The organism is Geobacter sp. (assembly GCF_027327745.1).
Lineage (GTDB): Bacteria > Desulfobacterota > Desulfuromonadia > Geobacterales > Geobacteraceae > Geobacter.
The window spans coordinates 85,282-107,701 of record NZ_DAHVYG010000002.1 but is presented as its reverse complement, the minus strand read 5'-3'; the positions used below and the strand labels follow the sequence as shown (position 1 = coordinate 107,701).

Here is a 22,420-nt window from a genome sequence, read left to right as displayed (position 1 = left end):
CCGCAGGCTCCAGCACGGTCAGCTCCATCTCTACATCCTCTACACCGTCGTCACCCTCGTGACGCTCCTCGTGCTCGGGATGTGAGGACTGCTCCCGGCATGAAAAAAGCCCGCATTCTGCGGGCTTTTTTCATCGGTTGAGTGGCAGGGGTGAATCAGTAGATGGCGAAGTTCTCCCGGTCGGAGAAGATCTCCCGCAGCAGCAGATTGTTGAGATGGTGGCCGGTCTTGAACGCCTCCACCTTGCCGAGCATCCGGTAGCCGCAGGTGTAGAGGTCGCCGATCAGGTCGAGGATCTTGTGGTTGACGAGCTCCTTCTTGTAGCGCAGGCCGTGGGGGTTGACGATGCTGTCGCCGCCTATGACGACGGCGTTGTCGAGGGAGCCCCCCTTGGCAAGCCCCGCCTTGCGGATCGCCTCGATCTCCTCATGGAGGACGAAGGTGCGGGAGTTGATGATGGAGACGGCGTTCTCCACGTCCATGACCCGCTTGCGCTGCCTTCCGACCGGGGGGCGGAACTCGATGGTCATGGTGATGTCGAGGGTGTTGAGCGGCTTCACCCGCACCCAGGCATCGCTGTGCCGCGCCTCCACCGGCCGGAGCACCTTCAGGTAGACCCCGGGCTCGGGAAACTCGTAGAGCCCCGCCCGCCAGATCTCGTGGTAGAACTCCCAGGCGGAGCCGTCCATGATCGGCACCTCGGGGCCGTCGATGTAGACGAGGCAGTTGGTGACGCCGGCATAGTAGAAGGCGGCCATCAGGTGCTCGATGGTGGCCACCGCAGCCCCGTCGGCGGCCACCTGGGTGGAGAGGCGGGTGTCGGCCACCATGTCGTAGCGCGCCGGGATGGTGCGGCCGTTATGGACGAAGGCGATGCCGAACTCGCGCCGGGGGAGAAATTCGAGGGTCACTTCCCGGCCGGTATGGAGGCCGATGCCGCTCAGCCTGAAGATCCTGTTGATGGTTGTCTGACGCTTGATCATGATTATCTGCTGCCCTATTGGGAGGTTAGCCGAACCTCATCCGGCCCCGCGGGTCTTCACCGATAAACCGACTTGTCGAACGCCAGGATCGGGAAAAAGACGAAACCGAAGAGGGCGAGCCCCAGCCCGAAGAGAGGCCCCTTGCCAAAGCGGGCCGCCAGAGCCAGGTGAAGGAGGATGCCGATGGCGACGTTCACCAGCGGCACGAAGAGGAGCAGGAACCACCACCACGGCTTGCCGGCGATCTTCACCAGGATGAAGAGGTTGTAGAACGGAACGAGGCTTTTCCACCCCGCTTCCCCCGCCTTTTCGTAGACCTTCCAGAAGGAGGCAACGAGCAGCACCGCAAAGAGGAGCATGCCGACCAGGAAACCGGTGCCGAACAGCGCGGGGACGGCCGCAACGGCGGGGGAGACCGGATGGGGCGTCACGGACACCTTTGCGGCCGGCGCCGGGGGAGCCGGCACCGGTGCCGGCTCGGGTGAGGGAACGGCCGGGGTGGCTACGGTCACCGACGCCGCCGGGGATGGTCTTTCCGCTCCCGACGGCGCCGGCGGCTCAGCCTTCGGCGGCGCCTGTACCGGCTTCACGGCGGGGGAGGAGGGGTCCCGCTCCGTAGCGGGCACCGCAACCGTCATCTTCTTCCGGGCGGGATGGCGCCGCGGTTTCCCGAAGGTCTTTTTCAGGTCCACCTCGTCCCGGGGAAGTTCCACCAGGGTGTCGCGGTTGACAAGGATCATCACTTTTCCGTCATTTTTCCAGACCGACTGACACTGAATGACACTGCCGTCCGTCAGGTGGACGCTGCGCAAGGTTGCCGCATGGAGCGCCACCGCCGAAAGGATCGCCAGAGCGGCGGCAAGTGCCGCCCAGAAACGGTTAGCCATTTCATCCCCCAATGCACACGAGAAATAGCCTGCGCCTTCGGGTCAAGCACGAAGCATGCCGTTACCCTGACACCAACCGCGCTGGCGCCGCATATTTGCAGTTCAGAACGATCCGGGACTGAAAACCTTGGCGCGGAAGTTTTCCCGCCGGGCGCCGTGGCGGATGAGGGAGTTGATGAGTCTTTTTATAGGTTAAATCAGCCACAGCTGCACGAAGACTTGCCGCACGACGCCTTGCACGCCAGGTCGGTCCGGCGGTCTCCCCCCGCCGCCCTGAACCGTTCGATGGCGGGGCGGGGTATGAACCATTCCCCTTCGAGCATTTCCCCCGCCAGAGCTCCCTGTTTCACGAGCATGAGGAGTCGGAGGTGGGTGGTTTCCAGCTCCCGGGCTGCCTCCGCCAACGGTACGAGATCGGTGGACATGGTCTTGATCCTCCCTTTCGCGCCGGCATCTGAACCGCACTGACCGGCATACCCTGCAGTTTCATGAGACGTGCCAACGAAAGGCCAACAGCCGCAATCGCCCGTCCATGCGCGGCTGGCGGGCATTTGGCGTCGCCGCCGACCTTCATCGGCAGCCGTCCGCGCCCCCTCAGCCGTGCCGAATCGCTAGGCAGCCGCGCGGGCAGAGCGGGCAGCATGACTCTTCCGTTGATTTTTCGCGAAGCTTCGATAGAGTCTTCTCAATTGGGACTGTTTCGGAGCGGGAGGGAGAGATGCCCCACGATTCCTTCGACTTCACGGCGTTCGGTAGCGAGGTTACCGGGCGAATGGCCCGCGGAATGGAGGAGGCGCGGGACGCAGCGGAGATTGCGGCCGTCATGGCGGAGATCGTCGCCTCCGTAGAGGCGACCCTGGCGAGGGAAATGGCTGGGGCGGAGCGGGCCCTGATCGCCTGCGGACCGGGATGCGCCGCGTGCTGCGTGGTGAACGTGACGGTCCTCTTTCCCGAGGCGGTCGCCATCGCCGAATACCTGCGGACGGCCATCGGCGCGGGAGAACGGGGGGCGCTGGCGACGGCGATCGAAGACACCGCCGGCAAAGTTCGCTGGATGGACGACGGCGAGCGGATCCGGCGCCATATCCCCTGCCCGTTCCTCGACCCGGGCGGGCGGTGCCGGATCCACCACGTCCGCCCCCTCACCTGCCGCGCAGTCACCTCCACCGACCCGGGTGCGTGCCGCCTGGCCCTCGACGCCGCTGCCGGCGACGAAGAAGAGCCGCTCCTGATGAACCTCTTCCAGAAGTTCCTGGTGGATACCGCCTTCCGGGGGGTGGCGGAGGGGCTGGCCCGCCTCGGTCTCGACGACCGGGGATGCGAGCTGACGCAATCGGTGGCGACGCTTCTCAGCCGGCAATGATCCCCCGGCACCCCTCTGCCGACGCTTCGGTGATCCGCACCGTGATCTCGGTATTGCCCCACGACTCGTCCCCGGCGAAGGTGACGGGGATGTAGTTTCGCGACAGCCCCACCAGAAGCCCGTCCCGGCCCCGGTACTGGACGAGGACCGGCAGTTCCCGCCCCGTGAAGCGACCGAAGAATTCCCGCTTTTTCCGCTCCGAAAGCTCCCGGAGGATCTCCCCCCGGGTACGGATCGTCTTCGGGTCCACCTGGTCCGCCATCCGGGCCGCCGGGGTCCCGTCCCGGCGAGAATAGGGAAAGACATGGAGCGCCGCCACCGGCAACTCCTCCAGGAGCCGGACGGTGTTGCGGAACTCCTCGTCGCTCTCGCCGGGAAAGCCGACGATTACGTCGCAGCCGATGAAGATGTCGGGGAGCGCCGCCGCGAGCGCTGCCACCGTCCGCCGGAAGTACGCCGCGGTGTAGCGGCGTTCCATCCGCTCCAGGACCCGGTCGTCGCCGCTCTGGAGCGGGAGGTGGAGATGGGGGCAGACGGTCTTCGCCCGGGCGAGGAATGCGATGAGCTGGTCGGTCACCTCCTGGGGCTCCACGGAGCCGACCCGCAGGCGCGGCACCCACCGCTTAGCCTCCGCCGCCTCCAGGAGCGCCAGAAGGGTTGCGGGGGGCTCCAGGTCCAGGCCGTACCCCCCCAGGTGGATGCCGGTGAGGACCACCTCCCGGAACCCCCTGACGGCAAAGGTCTTGATCCCCTCCAGCGCCTGGTCGAAGGGGACGCTGCGGCTCCTTCCCCGGGCATAGGGGACGATGCAGTAGGAGCAGAATGCGTCGCAGCCGTTCTGCACCTGGAGAAACGCCCGGGTGTGCTCGGCGAAGCTTTCGAGCTGCAGCGCCTCGGTGCTCCGCTCGCGGGAGATGTCCGAAACGAGCACCTTCTGTGCCGGCACTGCCCCCTTGAGGAGCCCGGCAAGCCCCTTCTTTTCGCTGTTCCCCACCACCAGCGACACTCCCGGCAGCTCCTTCAGCTCGCCGGGGGCGACCTGTGCATAGCAGCCGGTCACCACCACCCGCGCCCCGGGGTTGGCGCGCAGGGCGCGGCGAATGAGACGGCGCGACTCGGCGTCGGTCTTCGCCGTCACCGTGCAGGTATTGATGACGTAGACGTCGGCCTCCTCGCCGAAGGGGACGATCCGGAACCCCTCCTTCCCGAGGCTCTCGGATATGGCCGCCGACTCGAACTGGTTGATCTTGCACCCGAGGGTGGTTATGGCCACACGCTGCATCGCTACCGTTTCCCCTCGATCCAGCCGCCGCCGAGGACCTCGTCGCCGGCGTAGAAGACCACCGCCTGCCCCGGGGTCACCGATTTCTCCGGCTCCCGGAACCGGACCTCCGCCCGTCCCCCCTCCTGCACCGTCACTGTGCAGGGGACGGGGTGGTGGCGATAGCGGATCCTGCACGCCGCCTCCACCGTCTCCCCGGCAGGGGGAACAACCCAGGTGACGTCCGCTGCCACGAGCCCCGCAGCCAGAAGTTCCTCCTTCGGCCCGACGATCACCTGCCGCCGCGCCGCATCGACCCCGACGACATAGAGGGGATGGGGATGGGCGATCCCGAGCCCCCGGCGCTGCCCCACGGTGTAGCGGTAGGTCCCCTCGTGACGGCCGAGGACATTCCCCGCCCCGTCCACGATCTCCCCCGCCACCTCCCCCTTGCCCCGTTCCTCTTCCAGGAACCGGACGTAGTCGTTGTCGGGGACGAAGCAGATCTCCTGGCTCTCCCCCTTCTCCGCCACCCGCAGGGCGTAGCGGGCCGCCAGCTGCCGCACCTGCGGCTTGGTCATCCCCCCCAGGGGGAAGAGGATGCGGCCCAGCTGCTCCTGGGTCAGGGTGAAGAGAAAATAGCTCTGGTCCTTCCCCGGGTCGAGCCCCCGCAGAAGGTGGAGCCGGCCGTCCTCCCCCCGCTCAATCCGGGCGTAGTGTCCCGTGGCGAGGTAGTCGGCGCCCAGCTCCCGCGCCTTGTGCAGCAGGAGGGCGAACTTGATCCGCTCGTTGCACCGGACGCACGGGTTGGGGGTGCGGCCGCGGAAGTACTCGTCCACGAAGTCGTCGATCACGAGCCGCTGGAACTCCTCCTCGAAGTTCACCACGTAGAAGGGGATCCCGATCTGCTCCGCCACCCGGCGGGCGTCGTAGATGTCGTCCAGGGAGCAGCAGGTGCCGAACTTCTCCCCGTCGGGGGCGGTGAACTTCGAGTAGTCCCAGACCTGCATGGAGATGCCGATCACCTCGTGGCCTTCCTCCCTGAGGAGGGCCGCGGTGACCGACGAGTCGACGCCGCCGCTCATGGCGACGACGATGCGCTGTTTATTCTTAAGAACCATCTCCTCCCCTTCTCATCCGCGCCACGATCCCGGGCAGCACCTCCAGCACCCTGTCAATCTCCTCTTCCGTGTTTCCCCTCCCCAGCGAGAAGCGGATCGACCCCCGGGCAACCTCGGGCGCAATCCCCATGGCGGAGAGGACCGGCGAGAGCTTTAGGGTGCCGGAGCTGCAGGCGGAGCCGGAGGAGGCGGCGATCCCCTCCAGGTCCAGCGCCATGAGGAGCGAGTCGGCCTCCACGCCGACAAAGGAGATGTTGGTGGTGGTCGGGAGCCGCCGCTTGCGGGAGCCGTTTACCCGGGAGCCTGGAATCCGCGCCAGGACCCCCTCTTCGAGCCGGTCCCGCAACAGCTTCAGCCGCGCCATCTCCTCCGCCATGGTGGCGGCGGCGATCTCGCACGCCGTGCCGAAGGCGACGATCCCCGCCACGTTTTCGGTGCCGCCGCGGCGGTTTCGCTCCTGGGCCCCGCCATGGATCAGGGGGTGGCACTTCACCCCCCGGCGGATCACCAGGGCGCCGACCCCCTTGGGGGCATGGAGCTTGTGGCCGGAGAGGGCGAGGAGCGAGATTCCCGACTCCCGGAACCCGAGGGGGAGCTTTCCCGCCGCCTGCACCGCGTCGCAGTGGAGGTAGACCTTGCGCCGGACCGCGATCTCGGCGATCTCCCGCAGCGGGAAGAGGACGCCGGTCTCGTTGTTGGCGGTCATGGCGCAGACGAGGATCGTCCGGTCGGTGAGAGCCCCCTCCAGCCGTTGCGGGTCCAGCAGCCCGTCGCCATCCACATCGAGCCAGGTAACGGCGAAGCCGTGCTGCGCGAGGTGGAGAAGCGGGTTCACCACGGCGGGATGCTCGACCCGCGTGGCAACGATGTGGTTCCCCCGGCCGGCGAGGGCCGCCGCCACCCCCTTGATCGCCATGTTGTCGGCTTCGGTCCCCGAGGCGGTGAAGACCACCTCCCCCGGCTCGCACCCCACCAGGTACGCCACCCGCTCCCGGGCCTCCTCCACCGCCCCCTTCACAGCGCGGCCGGCCCAGTGGATGCTGGAGGGATTGCCGAATTTTTCCGTTAGAAACGGCAACAACGCCTCCACCACTTTCGGGTGGACCGGCGTCGTCGCATTGTGGTCCAGATAGATTATCGCGTGTCCTGCCGTATTCATGTTCATTCCGTGCTGCCGCGTCTCCGGGCCTCCCGCGTCAGATCCTCCAGGGTGATGGAGTCGAGGAACCCCCGGATCCGCTCCCCGAGCATCTGCCAGACGTTATGGGTGGTGCATGCCTCCGGACGGGTGCACCCCCCCTTCTTCTCATCCATGCACGAAACGGGGGTCAGCGGCTCCTCGACGGTTGCCACGATCTCTCCCACCCGGATCGCCGCACTCTCGCGCGCCAGGAGATAGCCCCCGCCGGGACCGCGGACGCTCTCCACGATCCGGCCGCGCCGCAGGCGGTTGAAGAGCTGCTCCAGGTAGTTGAGGGGGATATCCTCGCGCTCCGCGATATCCCTGAGCGCCACGGGGCGCCCCCCCGAATGGAGCGAGAGGTCAACCATGGCCCGCACCGCATATTGTGCCCTCGTCGAAAGCCTCATTGCTTCCTTTCGTTACCGCTTCCCCTCAACCTCACGCCTAAGGGCGGCATGATCGGCCGAAAGTTCGGCATACTTGCGCTCCAGTTCCCGAAGCTGCTCGAAGAGACAGGAGATCGCCTTCGCCTCGGGGTCTGGAAGCTTGCCGTGCTCGAAGTCCGCCTTTTCCTTCGGCTTCTCGGTGGCCATGACCACCCGCCCCGGAATCCCCACGACGGACGCGTTGGGAGGGACTTCCTTCACCACCACGGAGTTGGAGCCGATCTTGGCCCCGTCCCCCACCGTGAAGGGGCCGAGGACCTTGGCCCCCGAACCGATGATTGCGTTGCTCCCGATGGTGGGATGGCGCTTCTTCTTCTCCAGGCTGACGCCGCCAAGGGTAACGCCGTGGTAAATCGTCACGTCGTCGCCGATTTCGGCGGTCTCGCCGATCACCACCCCCATGCCGTGGTCGATGAAAAGCCGGCGACCGATGGTCGCTCCGGGGTGAATCTCGATCCCGGTGAAAAACCGTCCCAGGTGCGAGAGAAACCGCCCCAGGAAGAAGAACTCGTGCCGCCAGTACCAGTGGGAAAGCCGGTGGAACCAGATGGCGTGGAGCCCGGGATAGCAGAAGAAGACCTCCAGCGCGCTCCGTGCCGCGGGGTCCCGTTCCTGAACCGATTGGATATCCTCCCGCAGTCGTGCAAACATTGATCATCCTTCCCGGGGGAGTCCCCCCTGCACGGGATTGGCACCTGAAACCAGAGTCGACCGGCCAGCACGCGACCTCACCGGTACTAATTGTGAGGTATCATACCCTACAATTTCTGTCAACTATAGTTTCCGCTACTCCAACTCCCACTCCCCCCGCTCCCAGCGCTCAAGGGCAACGCTTGCGCGAAAGCCGAGCAATCCCGTCTCTTCGGCCAGGCGCCGGAGGACCGGGATGCAGCGTTGCGGATAGTGGCGAAGCGAGTACACCGCCGCCATGCCAGCAACCGCTCCCACGCCTCGCTCGGCCATGAGCACGAGCTCCTCCCGTCCCTGTTCCCCGTACCGGACGATCTCGGCATACAGCCGGTTGAGCACGACAGCGTGATGCTGTGCGCCCATCTCGTCCATCGCCTCCACCGCCGCGGCGTGAAGTGCAGCCGCGGCAGCAAAACGGCGCAGGAGCCGTGCCAGTCGCTCTTCGGCCATCGTTCCCCCAAAAACGAAGGGGCCCGGCCTAAACGGCCAAGCCCCTCGTGTTCCTGCTGGTGCCGGAGCCGGACTCGAACCCCTAGCACAACCCACCGTTATAATAGCAGTATCTACTGTATAACCTAACAGGATACCTCCAAAAATGCCGCCAAACTATCAACGCTACCCTCATTCGAGTCTTCGATATGATACAAAACCCCCCTGCCTTTTGCCATCATATTTGTGATGCATCTCGCCGACGAGCCGCTCGTCACCGATACTACAAGGCCACTCCGATGTGACAACGGCCTCACCTCATCACACTGCACCGGTGCTTTTTTTCTGAAAACGAAGAGGAGAAAGCTCGTGAAAGCGAAAGACATCCAGGCGGCGAAGCTGAAAATGGTACAGGACGCCATAGAGCAGGTGCGGAGGATGGGGGACGATCCGCCCAATAGCAAGAAGCCGGAGAGGAAGCCGAAACGGACGGATGGCCGCGAGGGCGAAGAGTTGCGCTGGAAGGACTGTCCGTATTGCCCCCAGCCTAAATAATATTATTGTTCATTAAGACGTTGCCCTGTATTTCTTCAATGTCATTGATCACGCATTCTCTTGCGCGAGGTGTAAGCTATGGACAAAATCACCGAAACAAACGAATGTGACTCTCACGAAAATTCAGACTTGCCACGATTCCCGGTCCCTTCTGGTAGATTAATTGGCTGCCCAACGATCCATTCCGCTGCTTTTTTTCGTTCAAGGTCTGTGAGAATTTCTCCTGCAATAAGTTTTCGAGCGACTATCCATCTCTGCCATTCTTCGGCCGTTCCCAGTGATTGATTCATTCTTGCGCTCTCCCATAAACGCTCCCAGTGCATTGCCGGGGAAGCTGGTCCAGGATAACCAGCTTGTCGGCCACGGTGATCAGCCGTGACCTATCCCCGGAAAGTGGTATCTACAGAAATACTCGATAATCGACGTTCAGGGCCTTTGCCAGCTTCTTGGCTGCTTCCTTTCCGATGGGCCTCTTGCCGTTCTCCATCTCGGAGATGTGCCGCTGGGGAATGCCGGTCATCTCTGCAAGCTGCCGTTGGGTAAGCTCCTCCTTGCCACGGGCACCACGCAGACTGACGGCAGGCTTCGACTCGCCGGGGAAATGACCGGTAAAGAAATCCCCCAGGGAGACTGAACCCTCTTCGTCCGTCGCCTCGATGCTGTCCACATACCGGCGAATCCGCTCCACGTTCTGGGGGTGGACCCTCAGACGCAACGTCACCATGTCGTCAGTAGGGTGCTTTTTCGTGAGTCCCTGCATAAGTCACCTCGATAAGTCTGATTTCCTTGTCGCGTTCTTCCCATACCGCAACGTAAGTTGGTTTACCCTTTTTCAGGTGGCAATGATGCCGACCATCCCTCAGCTTGCCATAGTTCGGCCAGTTGCCGCGAACGGGGCCGGAAAGCCTGATCTCCTCCATGAGAAGAAAGAGCCGGTCGATAATGCTTCTCGGCAACTTTCGCGCCTGCTTATCAACCTTGCCCGTGATCCTGACAATCCATTCCATAAGTCACCTTATACTATTTTTTAGTATCGTGTCAACATAGGAGGCGCAATAGTAAAAAGGCGGGGAAAAACCGCGCCAATGCTTCCATCGAAAGGATTCCACGCAATGCTACGCTTCGCCTTGTCCTGTCTTCCCCCTCAACGGTATCACCTTCGCTCCCGCCTTCAGCCCGTCCAGATAATCGGCCCATAGCTGCATCATCTTCCGGCGCTCGGCAAGGTGCGCCGTCCGGTTGTAGGCGCGCCCGTTTGGATCTTTGACCGCGTGTGCAAGCTGGTGTTCGATGAAGTCAGGTCGGACCTGCAATACCTCGTCAAGAAGCGTTCTCGCAATGGCCCTAAAACCATGACCTACGATCTCGGACTTCTCGAAACCCATACGTCGGAGCGCCGCGTTGACGGCATTTTCACTCATGGGCCGGAGGGGAGAACGGTGGCCGGGGAATACATAGCGCCCTCGGCCGGTCAAAGCATGAAGCTCTCGGAGGATTTCAACGGCCTGAGTTGACAGGGGCACAAGGTGAGCGTCCTTCATCTTCATCCGCACTCCGGGTACGTTCCATTCTGCCGCGTCAAGATCGATCTCTGACCATTCCGCTTTCCGCAGTTCCCCAGGACGAACAAAGGTCAGTGGGGCAAGTCGCAAGGCGCACTTGACGACAAAAGAACCTTGATACTCGTCTATGGCACGCAGAAGAGGTGCAACCTGTTTCGGGTCAGTGGGTGCCGGCATGTGTTTGTACTTCGTCGGAGGCAACGCGCCCCGCAGGTCTGCAACCGGGTCACGTTCGGCTCGGCCAGTGGCGACGGCATACCGGAACACCTGACCGCATGCAATCTTCAACCGGTGTGCTGTTTCAAGGGTCCGTGCCTCAACCCGGCGCAATACGGTCAACATCTCAGGGGCCTTGATCTCGGCAATCGGTCGCGACCCGATGAAGGGGAAGACGTCAAGCTCAAGACGCCTCATGATTCGTTCGGCGTGGTTCACGGACCATTGAGACTTGAACCGTTTGTGCCACTCCCGCGTTACTGCCTCGAAGGTATTTGCCGTCTCGGCCAAGATTGCGGCCTTCTGAGCCTTCTTTGCCTCGCACGGGTCATTACCATTGGCGAGCTGCTTCTTGGCATCCTCGCGGCGCTGCCTTGCGTCAGAGATAGTGACAGCTGGATACGCTCCAAAGGCCGCCGTCTTCCGCTTGCCGTTGAAACGGTAGTCACACCGCCAGAGCTTACCTCCGGAGGGGGTCACCAGAAGATACAGCCCCCCGCCATCAGCAAGCTTGTATTCCCCTTCCCTCGGCTTCGCGTTCCTTACCTGAAGCTCGGTCAACGGCTGAATCCGCTTTGGCATTGGACCTACCCCCTTTTGACGGTATCCACTTCCAACATTTGACGGTATACCCTCAAAGATACCGTCATAATTTCTGGATTTAAGTATACCGCTATGGACACTACCGGACAACAGAAAAAGAAAAAGCCCCGATTTCTCGGGGCTTCTCGTACTGACTTACACTACCTTGAACCGCCATTTGGTGCCCGGAGCCGGGATCGAACCGGCACAGCACTAAGTGCCGAGGGATTTTAAGTCCCTTGCGTCTACCAGTTCCGCCATCCGGGCGGGATCAATCTGGTCAGCCCAGGTCGTTCACCCGCTCCCTGAGCTCCTTGCCGGTCTTGAAGAAGGGGGTCTTCTTGGCAGGGATCTTCACGATGGCGCCGCTCTTGGGGTTACGGGCCTCACGGGCGCCCCGCTCACGGACGGTAAAGCTGCCGAAACCGCGAATCTCGACCTTCTCCCCCTTCCGGAGGGCGTCGCTGATGCTGTCGAACACGAGATTTACGATCGTCTCCGAATCCTTGCGGGTCAGCCAGGTATTGAGTTCCGCCAACTGCTCGACCAGTTCACTTTTAGTCATTACTGCACTCCTTGATGCGATGTTAAGTGAGGCCCGCTCGCGAGGATGCGGCACGGGCCAGTCTGCCGCATGTCCCGAAGTTCGTGGATCAATCGTTGTCGCCGCTCTTCTTGAGCCCTTCCCTGAGCAGTTCGCCAAGGTTGGAGGTAGCCTCGCCCCGGTCCTGCATGTAGGACTCGATCTCGGCCTTCTCGGCGGCAGCCTGCAGCGACTTGACAGAAAGGGCAATCTTCTTGTCACTCTCGTCGACGCTCAGGACCACTGCCTCCATCTCGTCCCCCACATTGGCGACATCCTTGGGCGAAGCGACCTTCTCACGGGAAAGCTCGGAAACGTGGATCAGCCCTTCGATTCCCTCCTCGATTTCGAGGAAGACGCCGAAGTCGGTCACGGAGGTAACCTTTCCCCTCACACGGGTGCCGGCACGGTACTTGACCGGGATCTCGCTCCAGGGATCGGGGGTGAGCTGCTTGATCCCGAGGGAAAGCCGCTCGTTTTCGACGTCGATGTTCAGGACCACGGCCTGGACGGTTTGCCCCTTGGTGAAGATCTCGCCCGGGTGCTTCACACGCTTGGTCCAAGAGATGTCGGAGACGTGGACGAGACCGTCGATCCCCTCCTCGACGCCGATGAACACCCCGAAGTCGGTGATGCTCTTGATCTGTCCCTCAAGCTTGGTCCCGACCGGATATTTGTCCTCCAGCTGCGTCCAGGGATTGACCTGAATCTGCTTGAGGCCTAGGGAAATCCTGCGATTCGCCATGTCGACGCCGAGAACGACGGTCGCCACTTCGTCTCCTACCGAGAGGATCTCGGAGGGGTGACGGAGCCTGCGGGTCCAGGACATCTCGGAGACGTGGACGAGCCCTTCGACCCCTTCTTCGAGGGCAATGAACGCGCCGTAGTCGGCGAGGCTCACCACCTTGCCGCACACCCGGTCACCGGCCCGGTACTTGTCGCTGACCGAAAGCCAGGGGTCCGGAGCGATCTGCTTCAGGCCGAGGGAAATCTTGCCTTTTTCCTGGTCGTACTTGAGGACCTTGACGCTGATCTTGTCGCCCGGCTTGAGCATCTCGGACGGATGGCCGAGCCGCCCCCACGACATGTCGGTTACATGAAGGAGACCGTCTACGCCGCCGATATCGACAAAGGCGCCGTAGTCGGTGATGTTCTTCACAACACCTTCGCGCACCTGCCCTTCCGCCAGCGTCGCCAGCGTCTCCTTGCGGGAGCTTTCCCGCTCCTCCTCCATGAGGACCCGGCGCGACAGGACGATATTACCGCGCTTCTTGTTGAGCTTGAGGACCTTGAACCGGCCGGTGACGCCGATGTACCGGTCGAGGTTCCCCCCCGGCCGGATGTCGACCTGGGATGCCGGCAGGAACGCCTGAAGGCCGATGTCGACCGTGAGGCCCCCTTTCACCTTGCCGGTGATCGTCCCCTCGACGATTCCCCCCTCGCCGCCGGCTGCCTCGATGGCATCCCAGGCGGCAAGCCGGTCGGCCTTCTTTTTGGAGAGAACTGCATACCCCTTCTGATTCTCTTTCCGGTCGAAGACAACGCGCACCTCGTCGCCAACCTTGACGGTCAGGTTTCCTTCCTCGTCATAGAACTCGTCGATGGGGATGCACCCTTCCGACTTGTAGCCGATATCCACCAGGACCAGTTCCTGGGTAATGTGTACCACGGTTCCCTTGACGAGCTCACCCACTTGGTGGTGGCGGAGACTGTCCTGGAAGAGTTCTTCGAACTCCCCCCCTCCCTGCTCCATCTCGTCGTCCGCATCGGCGAATCGCTTGATCGTCATGGCGGTACGGTTGTTCATCCCCTTGTCGTCACTCATTACTGCTGGCCTCCCTGAAGCTCGTGAATTAGGATATGCAAACATAGCACATATCTATCGGAAAACTCAATCTTTTTTCTCGGCATCGAGCACCGCGATCCGGTCGATCACCTCGTCGATGAGCCACTTCGGCGTTGAAGCGCCGGCGGTCACCCCCACCCGGTTGACCCCGGCGAACCATGCAGGGTCCAGCTCCTGGGCGGTCTCGATCTGATGGGTCCGGGGCTGCAACTCCACGCAGACCTCCGCGAGCCGCTTGGTGTTGGCGCTGTTGTACCCCCCAATGACGACCATGCAGTCGACTTCCCGGGCAAGGGACTTGGCCTCCTCCTGCCGGACGGCGGTGGCGTCGCAGATGGTGTTGAAGACCCGGATCTCGCCCCCTTTCTTCAGGCATTCGAGGACCACATGCTTGAGGTTCTCGATGGATTGGGTGGTCTGGGCGACGATACCGACCTTCTTCATCTTCGGCAGCCGGGCCGCCTCTTCCCATGAACCGACCACGAAGACCTTCCCTTCGGCGTAGGAGACGATCCCCTGGACCTCCGGATGATCGGCGTCACCCACAACCACCACGTCGTATCCGGCCAGGGAGAGACTCTTCACGTGTTCCTGCGCCTTCTTGACAAAGGGACAGGTGGCGTCGACGATTTCCAGCTCCTTGCGGGTCGCCTCTTCGAGCTCATCGGACGTCACGCCGTGGGAACGGATGATGATGGTCCCGTCGTCGAGGTTATCGAGGGTCTTAAGCACCTTGACCCCCATCTCCTCCAGCTTCTGAACCACCTGCGGCGAATGGATGATCGGACCGAGGGTGTAGGTTGCCCCCCCCTTGTCGGCGGCTTCAAACGCCATCTGGGTGGCCCGTTTCACGCCGAAACAGAAGCCGGCGCGTTTGGCAAGCACTATTTCCATCTGCGGTGACACTCCCGGTGCGAAGAATTCGAACTAAACTCCATCACTGCCGCGCCATGGCAAGCAGGCGCTCCTTCTCCCGCACGATCGTTTCCATCCGATCGAGCACCTCGTCAATGGAAAGACCCGTGGAATCGACATCAACAGCATCGGCCGCCCGGCGAAGCGGCGCGTGCTCACGCCCCGAGTCCTGCTCGTCGCGTCGGGCCACGGCGGCAATGGTCTCCGCCAGCGTGAGCTGCTCCCCCCTGGCGGCAAGCTCCAGCCAGCGGCGCCGGCCCCGTTCCTCCACCGAGGCGGTGAGGAAGAACTTCACATCGGCGTCGGGAAAGACCACCGTCCCGATGTCCCGCCCTTCGAGGATCACGCCGCCGGCACGCCCCATCCGGCGCTGGACCTCCAGCAGGAAGTCGCGCACGACCTTGCGGGCCGAGATGGTGGAGGTGAGGAGGCTGATCTCGGGCGTCCGGATGGCGTCGGTCACATCCTCGCCGTTGGCCATCACACGACAGCAACCGTTCGTTCGCGCAAAGGCGATCTCCAGGGAGGCGCAGAGCCGGGCAAGCCCCTCGTCGTCGCTGCCGTCGACACCGGCCCGCAGTGCCGTAAGGGCCACGGCGCGAAACATCGCCCCGGTGTCGATGTGGACGTACCCGAGGCGGTCTGCGAGCGCCTTGGTGATGGTGCTTTTTCCCGCACCGGAAGGGCCGTCGACGGCAATGATGAGGCCGGCCTTCTCTCCCCCACCCTTCATCATTCCGCGCAAATCCTTTCGAGGAGCGGGATGAAGGAAGGGAACGACGTGCCGATGCACTCCACATCGTTGACGGTGACCCCCCCTACGGCCACCAGGCCGGCAACGAGCATCGACATGGCGATACGGTGGTCGCCGAAACTCTCGACGGTACAGCCGTCGAGCCGCTCCCGACCCTCGATCACCATCCCGTCGGCGGTCTCGGTGACGGTCACCCCCGCAGCTCGAAGGTTCGTGGCCGTGGCGGCGATCCGGTCAGTCTCCTTCACCCGGAGCTCCCGGGCCTCGCGGATCACGGTCCGCCCTTCGGCCAGGGCGGCGGCAACGCAGATGACCGGGAACTCGTCGATGGCGCGGGGGACCACGTCACCGGCGATCTCGATCCCCTTCAGCCGCGATGAACGGACCAGGAGATCGGCAACCGGCTCGCCGGAGACCTCCCGCCGGTCGATGAGTTCAATGGCCCCCCCCATGGCGGTCAGGATGTCGAGAATGCCGGTCCTGGTCGGGTTGACCCCTACCCCGCGGATGAGGAGCTCGGCACCGGGAACGATGAGCCCCGCCACCAGGAAGAAGGCGGCGGACGAGATATCGCCCGGCACCACGATCTCCCGCCCCTCCAGCTCACGCCCCCCCCGCACCACGACGCCGGCGGGGGAGGTCTCGATATCGGCCCCGAAGTGACGGAACATCCGCTCGGAGTGGTCCCGGGAAAGATGGGGTTCCGTGATGCGGGTCTCCCCCGTGGTGTAGAGGCCGGCCAGCATCAGGGCCGATTTGACCTGGGCGCTCGACACCGGCGAGTCGTAGGAGATGCCCGACAGGTCGCGTCCGACGATGGTCAGCGGGGCCTTTTCCCCTCCCTCGCGGCCGAAGATCGCCGCCCCCATCCGCGCCAGGGGCTCGACCACCCGCCGCATGGGGCGGCGGCGGAGATAGCAGTCACCGGTCAGGACGGTGTAAAAACGTTGGGGGGCCAAAAGCCCCGTCAGGAGGCGGATGGAGGTGCCGGAGTTGCCGCAGTCGATGACGTCAAAGGGCTCGGCGAGGCCGTGGAGCCCCTTCCCTTCGATCCGCAGCAGTTCGCCGTCGTCGTCGATCGTCACCCCCATGGCGCGGAAGGCATTCAGGGTGGCGATATTGTCCTCGCCGCGGAGAAATCCCCGCACCGTAGTCACCCCCCGGGCAATGGAGCCGAGCATGATGGAACGGTGGGAGATCGACTTGTCGCCCGGCACGGCGAGCTCGCCCCGGATTCCGGTTACGGGCCGCGTGGAATAGCTCTGTACGCTTGTCTCGGTCATGGCGCAAACTCGCTCAGTGGGTAGTTACAGAATTGCGTCCCTGCTCTCCTTCGATTCGCGGAAAAAGCGCTCCAGACCATCGGCATCACCGGCGGCGACCAGGGCCCGGAGCGTAGCGAAGTACGCCGCAAAGTGATCCATCATTTCGAGCACCCCCTCACGGTTCATGAGGGCGATATCGCGCCACATGGCGGGATCGGAGGAGGCGATGCGGGTAAAATCGCGAAACCCGCCGGCCGAATACTGGAGAACTCCCTCCCCCAGCCGGTCGTATCCCTCCACCGCGCTCACCAGGGCATAGGCAACCATGTGCGGCAGGTGGGAAATGGCGGCAACCAGGCGGTCGTGCTTCTCCACATCCATCAGCACCACCTCGGAACCAACCGTCTCCCAGATCCGGACGACCGTTTCAAGGGCCGCGGCGTCGGTGCGGGAAGTGGGGGTGACGATGCAGCGTTTCCCTTCATACAGGGTGGCAAAGGAGGCCTCCACCCCGGAATGCTCGGTGCCGGCGATGGGGTGCCCCCCCACGAAATGGGTTCCCGGCGGCATCAGCGCTTCGCAGGCGGCGACGATCCCTCCCTTGACGCTCCCGCCGTCGGTCACGATGGCCCCCGGAGCGAGATGGGGCACGAGATCCCGGACCACCGAGGGGATGGCGCAGACCGGCACGGAGACAAACACCAGATCGGCCCCGCCGACCCCGTCGGCAAGGCTTTCGGCGCAGCGGTCGATGACCCCGAACTGCTTCGCCCGCAGCAGGTTCTCCCGGTCGAGGTCGACGCCGACGACTTCTCCCACCGCCCCCGCACGCCGTAGGGCGCGGACCAGCGAGCCGCCGATAAGGCCGACTCCCACCACCGTCAACCGGTTGATGAAGATTGCCGCCATGGTCATTTCGCCCGGGGGTAAGACCCGAGGACCTTGACGAACTGACAGTACCCCTTCAGCTCCCGGACCGCATCGGCGACCACCGGATCGGTAATGTGCCCCGCAAGGTCGAGGAAGAAGATGTACTCCCAAGCCTTTTTCTTGAGGGGGCGCGATTCGATCTTGGAAAGGCTCACGCCGCGCTTCGCGAAGGGCTCCAGCATCCGGTAGAGGATCCCCGGCTCGTCCTTGACCGAGAACATGAGGGAAGTCTTGTCGTCTCCCCCCTTCTCCGCCATCTTCTTCCCGATGACGAGGAAGCGGGTGAAATTGTTGACCTGATCCTCGATCCGCTCCCGCACCACCTTGAGGTCGTACAGGGAGGCGGCGAGCTCGCTGGCGATGGCGGCGGACGTGTAATCTTCGGAGACGATCTGGGCCGCCACGGCCGTGGAGGCCACATCGACCACCGGAACGTTGGGAAGGTTTTCCGCCAGCCAGTTGCGGCACTGGGCAATGGGCTGGGGATGGGAATAGACCTTCCGGATGTCCTCCAGACGACCGGTGCGGGACAGGAGATAATGATGGATCTCCAGCAGCACCTCTGCGTTGATCTTCAGCTCACTCTCCATGAACATGTCGAGAGTGTGGGAGACCATCCCCTCGGTGGAGTTCTCCACCGGCACCACCCCGTAAAGCGCCCGCCCCTTCTCGACCTCCTCAAAGACCGCGGGAATCGACTTCTGGGGGATGAGCTCGGCGGAAAGGCCGAAATGCTGCATTGTCGCAAGATGGGTGAAAGTCGCCTTCGGACCGAAGAAGGCAACTTTCATCGGCGCTTCGAGCGCAAGGGATGCTGAAATAATCTCCCGGAAGACGCTTCGGATCGCCTCGTTCGGGAAGGGACCGGAATTTGCGGCCGTGAGCCGCTCGTAGATCTCCCGTTCGCGGCTCGGAACGTGAAAATCTCTGTTCTCCCCCGCCTTGACCGTGCCGACTTCGAGGGCAAGCCTGGCCCGGCGATTAAGGAGTTCGAGAATATTGTCGTCGATGGCGTCGATCTCGCGCCTGAGCTCTTCGAGTGTCTTCATGGTGTCGGTTAGGGACCGTCCGGTGGGGAGTTAGCGGGCAAGCCGTGGAGGGGGTACTTTATAGCAAAGGGGTCTAAAATGCAAACAATTTTTGGTATACGGCGTCATCCGCCGGTACCGGTTTCGGGGAGAGGAGGCGGCATCACTTGAGGCAGACCTTGCGGACCTCCTGGAGATCGGTAAGCCCCTGAAACACCTTGAGAATGCCATCCTGCTTAAGCGTTGTCATCCCGTCGGCCATGGACTGGCGGCGGATCAACTCGGTATCGGAACGTTTCTTGATCAGCCCCTTGAGGGGATCGGAGCATTCCAGCACTTCATGAATCCCCAGACGTCCCCGGTATCCGCTCTGTCCGCAGGCGGGACAACCGACGGGGCGTGCAAGCACCAGTTCATTCCCCACGAGCCCCGTTGCGGCAAAATCATCCTCACCGTACTCCGCAATGATCTCGGCAAGTTCTTCCCTGCCGGGGCGGTAGATCTCCCGGCACTCCTCGCAAAGGCGCCGCGCAAGGCGCTGGGACATGATGCAGAGCAGCGAGTCGGAAAAGCTGAAGGGGTCGAGACCGATCTCCAGGAGACGGGTGACGGTCTCGGGAGCCGAATTGGTGTGGAGGGTGGAGAGGACGAGGTGTCCCGTCAGGGATGCCTCGATGGCGATGGAAGCGGTCTCCTCGTCGCGCATTTCGCCCACCATGATGACGTCGGGGTCGAGGCGAAGGAACGAGCGGAGCGCCGCGGCAAAGGTGAGGCCGATCCGCGGATTCACCTGCACCTGCCGCAGCCCCTTCTGGGTAATCTCCACTGGGTCCTCTGCGGTCCAGATCTTCACCTCCGGCCGGTTGATCTTTGCAATGGCCGCATGGAGGGTGGTGGTCTTGCCGCTCCCCGTGGGACCCACCACCAGGACGAGTCCGTAGGGCTTCCTGATCGACTCCTCGAAGACGCGCTGATTGCGCGCCGTCAGTCCGAGCTTGTCGAAGGAGTAGCCCTCCCCCGTGTTGATGAGCCGGATCACCACATCCTCGAGCCCGCCGGCGGTCGGCATGGTGGCGATGCGCAGCTCCATGTCCAGCGGCCCGAACTTCTTGAAATTGATCTTGCCGTCCTGGGGCTTGCGCTTCTCCGCAATGTCGAGATCGGCCATGATCTTGAGGCGCGACGGTATGGCGTACTTGTATTTGTAGGGGATGCGCTGATACACCTTGCAGCGGCCGTCGACCCGCATCCGAACGATCACGTCGTTTTTGCCGGGGTACGGCTCGATGTGGATATCGGAGGCCCGTGACTGGTGGGCATCGAAGATGACCTTGTTCACCAGCTTCACGATGATGCTGTCGCGCTCCGAAACCTTGCGGACCTCATCATCGATGTCCGGCTCGTCTTCGACGACCCCGCTCAGGATATCGGTGATGCTGCCGGGAGAAATTTCCAGGTCAGCCTCATCGAAACCGTGGGGCTGTGCGGAACCGACGGCGGTCTTATAGAGCCGCTGCTGGGCCTGCGCAATTTCGCTCTCCGCCGCAATGACCGGAATGATACGGCAACGGATGCTCTGCTCGAGCTCTTTCAGCTCATGGAGCTTGAGCGGATAGGCCATGGCAAGGGTGATGGTGTTGCCGATTTTCGAGATGGGGACGATACGCTGTTTTTGCGCGTAGCTGGCGTTGATGGCGCGGGCGAGTTCCGGCTCGATCTCAAGGGTGTTGATATGAACGAACGAGAGGTCGTACTGGGTGGCTACCGCCTTGGCGAGGGGCTCCTCTTCCACGAAGCGGAGCTTGCGGAGCACCCGCTCAAGCGTGGTGCCGTCGCGCTTTGCCGTTGCCCGGGCCTGGGAGAGGCGCTCCTCGTCGATGAGGCGCTCCTTCAGGAGGATATCGCCGAGCCTCTGGCGCTTGCCGCTCTGTTCAAGGATGTAGGAAAGCTCGCTCTCCGAGAGGTAGCCGAGCTTGCAGAGCAACTGGCCCACCGGCTGATCGGGAAAGACCTTCTGGAGTTCCAGTGCTTCACGAAGCTGCTCTTCGGTTATCAGCCGGTTTTCGAGAAGAATTTCTCCGACCTTTTTCTGGGACATGCAGCCGTTGCCTCCTCACGTCTCAGCTCTGGCGCCCCCCTTTGCCGGACGAGCGAAGCACCGGATCAGTGGGCGATAATGGTGTAGCCGTTGGCGTCGAGCAGATCCCTGAAAAGCGGATCGATCTCGGTATTGGTGAGAAACGCCTGTTCCCCTGTGGCACTGCGCAGCCTGAACCCGGACATCTGGACGCCATAGGAGGCATCCCGCCCCGACAGCAGATCGTGCCGCGCAAAAACTCCCGGTATCCGCATCCGGGCAAAGAGTTTTTCGGAAACCTTGCGGAAATCATCCTTGGGGTCAAGGACGACGACCCGGTACCCGCGGGTCTCCAGAAGCCGGGTGAGCGTATAGGTAACAGGGTCACCGTCAAAATAACTCACCACGAACCGGCTCCCTCCCTCCTCGAAATAGCGGTCAGCCCTGACGTTGAGCCTCAGACCACCGTCGGCGACGCCATACAGCTCGACGTTATGATTGCTTTCAAACGGGATGTTGAGGGTCTGCAGGACGCCGTCGACGATCCCCCGGGGGTCACGGGCGGTGATCTGGTAAAGGTTCTGCAGATGTCGACCGACGCGGTCGTCGCGCCCCGACAGAGGCTCAAGGACCCGGAATCCCTCGCGACCCAGGAACTGGACCAGGGAGGGGGGCATGGGGGGCCGGTTCTCTCCGACGTTCATCAGCACAACGTCCTGGTGCAGGAGGCTGTCGGGCGACTTTTCAATCTTGAAGTCGGCATTGATCGTCAGCTTGGGGTCGGTTCCGAATTCGAGGGCAACGTTTTCCTCCACGGAATAAAAGCGGGCTCCCGCCAGCAGCGATGCCATGAAACGCTTGCGGTTGCGGGGGGACTCGGAAACGATTCGAAGCGACGGGTCCTTCTGCTCGATGATTGCCCGGACGAGGGGCGGAATTTTCCCGCCGGCGTCAACGAGCACCCGCCCACCGTCAGCGGCAACAAAGGTGGGGAAGCTTTCGGGATCGAGAGAGAGCGAAAAATTCTTGTCCTCGATGGTGATCGGCTGTGTCGCCTCCCCGCGGGAGGGGACTAGCCCGTCCCACAACCGGCGGGCTGATTCAACCCCGTCGGGTTCGGCCGGGGCGGCGACACTCATCATGCAGAGGGAGTGGCCGGCGGCTGGAGCTCCCCCCTCCCCGGACAAGGCAGTTGTGGCCGCAGGCCGTTCGATCCGCCCGGGAAGTTCGGCACCTTCGCTCCGCGCCCCTCCTCCGCCTGCGCCTGTTCCCCGCACCAGCGGAATCCGGAGGATCTGCCCCACCCGAAGCCGCCGGATATCGGAAATGTCGTTGAGCCTTTTCACTTCGGGGATCAGAGCTTCCGCCTCATCGTTGGAGAGGCCGTAGTCGCGCATGAGGATCTTGAAGATATGGTCTCCGGGGCGGATGGTGTACTCGGAAACGCCGGCCTTTGCCCTGGCTTCCTTCTTGTGAGCTCTCTTCACCCCCTTGTCCTGGCGCGGAGCATCCCTCCTGCCGTCGAGGAGACGCGGGTCGAGCTCGAAACGGGGATCAATGGCGCGGGCGCGTTCCGAAGCCACGGCAAGCGTGAGGGCTGCAAACGCCAGGACGGCGGAGAGCCGGGCAGACAGTGATCTCATTTATACTCCCGTCGAATTATTACTCGAAATGAATGACGCATGATAACAATTTATTACCCGCTGTCAACGCGCCATACGCCCGGATGGACGGTCCTCCCCCC

24 protein-coding genes and 1 tRNA gene are annotated in these 22,420 nt (G+C 63.0%); 2 read left to right on the top strand and 23 right to left on the bottom strand.

Features of this window, described 5'->3' with window-relative positions; genetic code table 11:
• Positions 1–155: 155 nt before the first annotated feature.
• From lpxC to M6689_RS00620, 3 genes are all read right to left on the bottom strand, one after another.
• A complete protein-coding gene (lpxC, locus tag M6689_RS00630; RefSeq protein ID WP_298266627.1) occupies positions 156–983 on the bottom strand; it encodes a UDP-3-O-acyl-N-acetylglucosamine deacetylase in 828 nt (275 codons plus the stop codon).
• Positions 984–1,039: 56 nt separating this feature from the next.
• Positions 1,040–1,870 (bottom strand): DUF5684 domain-containing protein, encoded by an 831-nt coding sequence (locus M6689_RS00625; RefSeq protein WP_298266625.1) that lies wholly within the window; start codon positions 1,868–1,870, stop codon positions 1,040–1,042.
• Between the two features lie 197 nt (positions 1,871–2,067).
• Positions 2,068–2,295 carry a hypothetical protein gene (locus M6689_RS00620; RefSeq protein ID WP_298266623.1) on the bottom strand — a complete coding sequence of 76 codons (228 nt, stop codon included), beginning with the start codon at positions 2,293–2,295 and terminating at the stop codon, positions 2,068–2,070.
• A 293-nt stretch (positions 2,296–2,588) separates the two neighbouring features.
• Between M6689_RS00620 and M6689_RS00615 the strand changes: the two genes are divergently transcribed.
• Entirely contained in the window at positions 2,589–3,233 is a 645-nt protein-coding gene (locus M6689_RS00615; RefSeq protein WP_298266621.1) for a YkgJ family cysteine cluster protein, read from the top strand.
• Here M6689_RS00615 and mtaB read toward each other — a convergent pair.
• From mtaB to M6689_RS00585, 6 genes are all read right to left on the bottom strand, one after another.
• Positions 3,220–4,515, bottom strand: coding sequence for a tRNA (N(6)-L-threonylcarbamoyladenosine(37)-C(2))-methylthiotransferase MtaB (gene mtaB, locus M6689_RS00610; protein ID WP_298266620.1), 1,296 nt, complete (start codon positions 4,513–4,515; stop codon positions 3,220–3,222). The genes M6689_RS00615 and mtaB overlap by 14 nt on opposite strands.
• Before the next feature lie 2 nt (positions 4,516–4,517).
• Complete coding sequence (mnmA, locus tag M6689_RS00605; protein ID WP_298266618.1) at positions 4,518–5,615, bottom strand: tRNA 2-thiouridine(34) synthase MnmA; 1,098 nt, start codon at positions 5,613–5,615, stop codon at positions 4,518–4,520.
• Complete coding sequence (locus M6689_RS00600; protein ID WP_298266616.1) at positions 5,605–6,780, bottom strand: aminotransferase class V-fold PLP-dependent enzyme; 1,176 nt, start codon at positions 6,778–6,780, stop codon at positions 5,605–5,607. Before M6689_RS00600 ends, mnmA begins: the two co-directional genes overlap by 11 nt.
• Entirely contained in the window at positions 6,777–7,205 is a 429-nt protein-coding gene (locus tag M6689_RS00595; RefSeq protein ID WP_298266614.1) for an Rrf2 family transcriptional regulator, read from the bottom strand. Before M6689_RS00595 ends, M6689_RS00600 begins: the two co-directional genes overlap by 4 nt.
• A gap of 12 nt (positions 7,206–7,217) precedes the next feature.
• The gene (gene cysE / locus M6689_RS00590) at positions 7,218–7,895 is read right to left on the bottom strand and encodes a serine O-acetyltransferase (protein ID WP_298266612.1); all 678 of its coding nucleotides are present in this window, start codon (positions 7,893–7,895) and stop codon (positions 7,218–7,220) included.
• A gap of 135 nt (positions 7,896–8,030) precedes the next feature.
• Complete coding sequence (locus M6689_RS00585; protein ID WP_298266610.1) at positions 8,031–8,384, bottom strand: hypothetical protein; 354 nt, start codon at positions 8,382–8,384, stop codon at positions 8,031–8,033.
• A gap of 348 nt (positions 8,385–8,732) precedes the next feature.
• Here M6689_RS00585 and M6689_RS00580 point away from each other — a divergent pair, with 348 nt between their 5' ends.
• A complete protein-coding gene (locus M6689_RS00580) occupies positions 8,733–8,918 on the top strand; it encodes a hypothetical protein (protein WP_298266608.1) in 186 nt (61 codons plus the stop codon).
• 113 nt (positions 8,919–9,031) lie between these two features.
• On the opposite strand, the gene M6689_RS00575 is transcribed toward M6689_RS00580, so the two are convergent.
• The 14 genes from M6689_RS00575 to M6689_RS00510 all read right to left on the bottom strand — a co-directional run bounded on the left by M6689_RS00575 (position 9,032) and on the right by M6689_RS00510 (position 22,319).
• Positions 9,032–9,208, bottom strand: a complete 177-nt coding sequence (locus M6689_RS00575; RefSeq protein WP_298266606.1) for a hypothetical protein — start codon at positions 9,206–9,208, stop codon at positions 9,032–9,034.
• Positions 9,209–9,318: 110 nt separating this feature from the next.
• The gene (locus M6689_RS00570) at positions 9,319–9,678 is read right to left on the bottom strand and encodes a helix-turn-helix transcriptional regulator (protein WP_298266604.1); all 360 of its coding nucleotides are present in this window, start codon (positions 9,676–9,678) and stop codon (positions 9,319–9,321) included.
• The gene (locus M6689_RS00565; RefSeq protein WP_298266602.1) at positions 9,647–9,925 is read right to left on the bottom strand and encodes a cytotoxic translational repressor of toxin-antitoxin stability system; all 279 of its coding nucleotides are present in this window, start codon (positions 9,923–9,925) and stop codon (positions 9,647–9,649) included. Before M6689_RS00565 ends, M6689_RS00570 begins: the two co-directional genes overlap by 32 nt.
• 108 nt (positions 9,926–10,033) lie before the next feature.
• Positions 10,034–11,278 (bottom strand): integrase arm-type DNA-binding domain-containing protein, encoded by a 1,245-nt coding sequence (locus tag M6689_RS00560; protein WP_298266600.1) that lies wholly within the window; start codon positions 11,276–11,278, stop codon positions 10,034–10,036.
• A 179-nt stretch (positions 11,279–11,457) separates the two neighbouring features.
• Positions 11,458–11,545: transfer RNA gene (locus M6689_RS00555), tRNA-Leu, on the bottom strand.
• A 13-nt stretch (positions 11,546–11,558) separates the two neighbouring features.
• The gene (locus tag M6689_RS00550; RefSeq protein WP_298266598.1) at positions 11,559–11,843 is read right to left on the bottom strand and encodes an integration host factor subunit beta; all 285 of its coding nucleotides are present in this window, start codon (positions 11,841–11,843) and stop codon (positions 11,559–11,561) included.
• Positions 11,844–11,931: 88 nt separating this feature from the next.
• Positions 11,932–13,686, bottom strand: coding sequence for a 30S ribosomal protein S1 (locus M6689_RS00545; protein WP_298266596.1), 1,755 nt, complete (start codon positions 13,684–13,686; stop codon positions 11,932–11,934).
• 66 nt (positions 13,687–13,752) lie between these two features.
• Positions 13,753–14,601, bottom strand: coding sequence for a 4-hydroxy-3-methylbut-2-enyl diphosphate reductase (locus M6689_RS00540; RefSeq protein ID WP_298266594.1), 849 nt, complete (start codon positions 14,599–14,601; stop codon positions 13,753–13,755).
• 43 nt (positions 14,602–14,644) lie between these two features.
• Positions 14,645–15,355 carry a (d)CMP kinase gene (cmk, locus tag M6689_RS00535; protein WP_298266634.1) on the bottom strand — a complete coding sequence of 237 codons (711 nt, stop codon included), beginning with the start codon at positions 15,353–15,355 and terminating at the stop codon, positions 14,645–14,647.
• Positions 15,355–16,659 (bottom strand): 3-phosphoshikimate 1-carboxyvinyltransferase, encoded by a 1,305-nt coding sequence (aroA, locus tag M6689_RS00530; RefSeq protein ID WP_298266592.1) that lies wholly within the window; start codon positions 16,657–16,659, stop codon positions 15,355–15,357. Before aroA ends, cmk begins: the two co-directional genes overlap by 1 nt.
• A gap of 24 nt (positions 16,660–16,683) precedes the next feature.
• The gene (locus tag M6689_RS00525; RefSeq protein WP_298266589.1) at positions 16,684–17,556 is read right to left on the bottom strand and encodes a prephenate dehydrogenase/arogenate dehydrogenase family protein; all 873 of its coding nucleotides are present in this window, start codon (positions 17,554–17,556) and stop codon (positions 16,684–16,686) included.
• Positions 17,553–18,620, bottom strand: coding sequence for a prephenate dehydratase (gene pheA, locus M6689_RS00520; protein ID WP_298266587.1), 1,068 nt, complete (start codon positions 18,618–18,620; stop codon positions 17,553–17,555). The genes M6689_RS00525 and pheA overlap by 4 nt, the downstream gene beginning before the upstream one ends.
• 142 nt (positions 18,621–18,762) lie before the next feature.
• Positions 18,763–20,697, bottom strand: coding sequence for an ATPase, T2SS/T4P/T4SS family (locus tag M6689_RS00515; RefSeq protein ID WP_298266585.1), 1,935 nt, complete (start codon positions 20,695–20,697; stop codon positions 18,763–18,765).
• 65 nt (positions 20,698–20,762) lie between these two features.
• Positions 20,763–22,319 carry a LysM domain-containing protein gene (locus M6689_RS00510; RefSeq protein WP_298266583.1) on the bottom strand — a complete coding sequence of 519 codons (1,557 nt, stop codon included), beginning with the start codon at positions 22,317–22,319 and terminating at the stop codon, positions 20,763–20,765.
• Positions 22,320–22,420 lie beyond the last annotated feature (101 nt).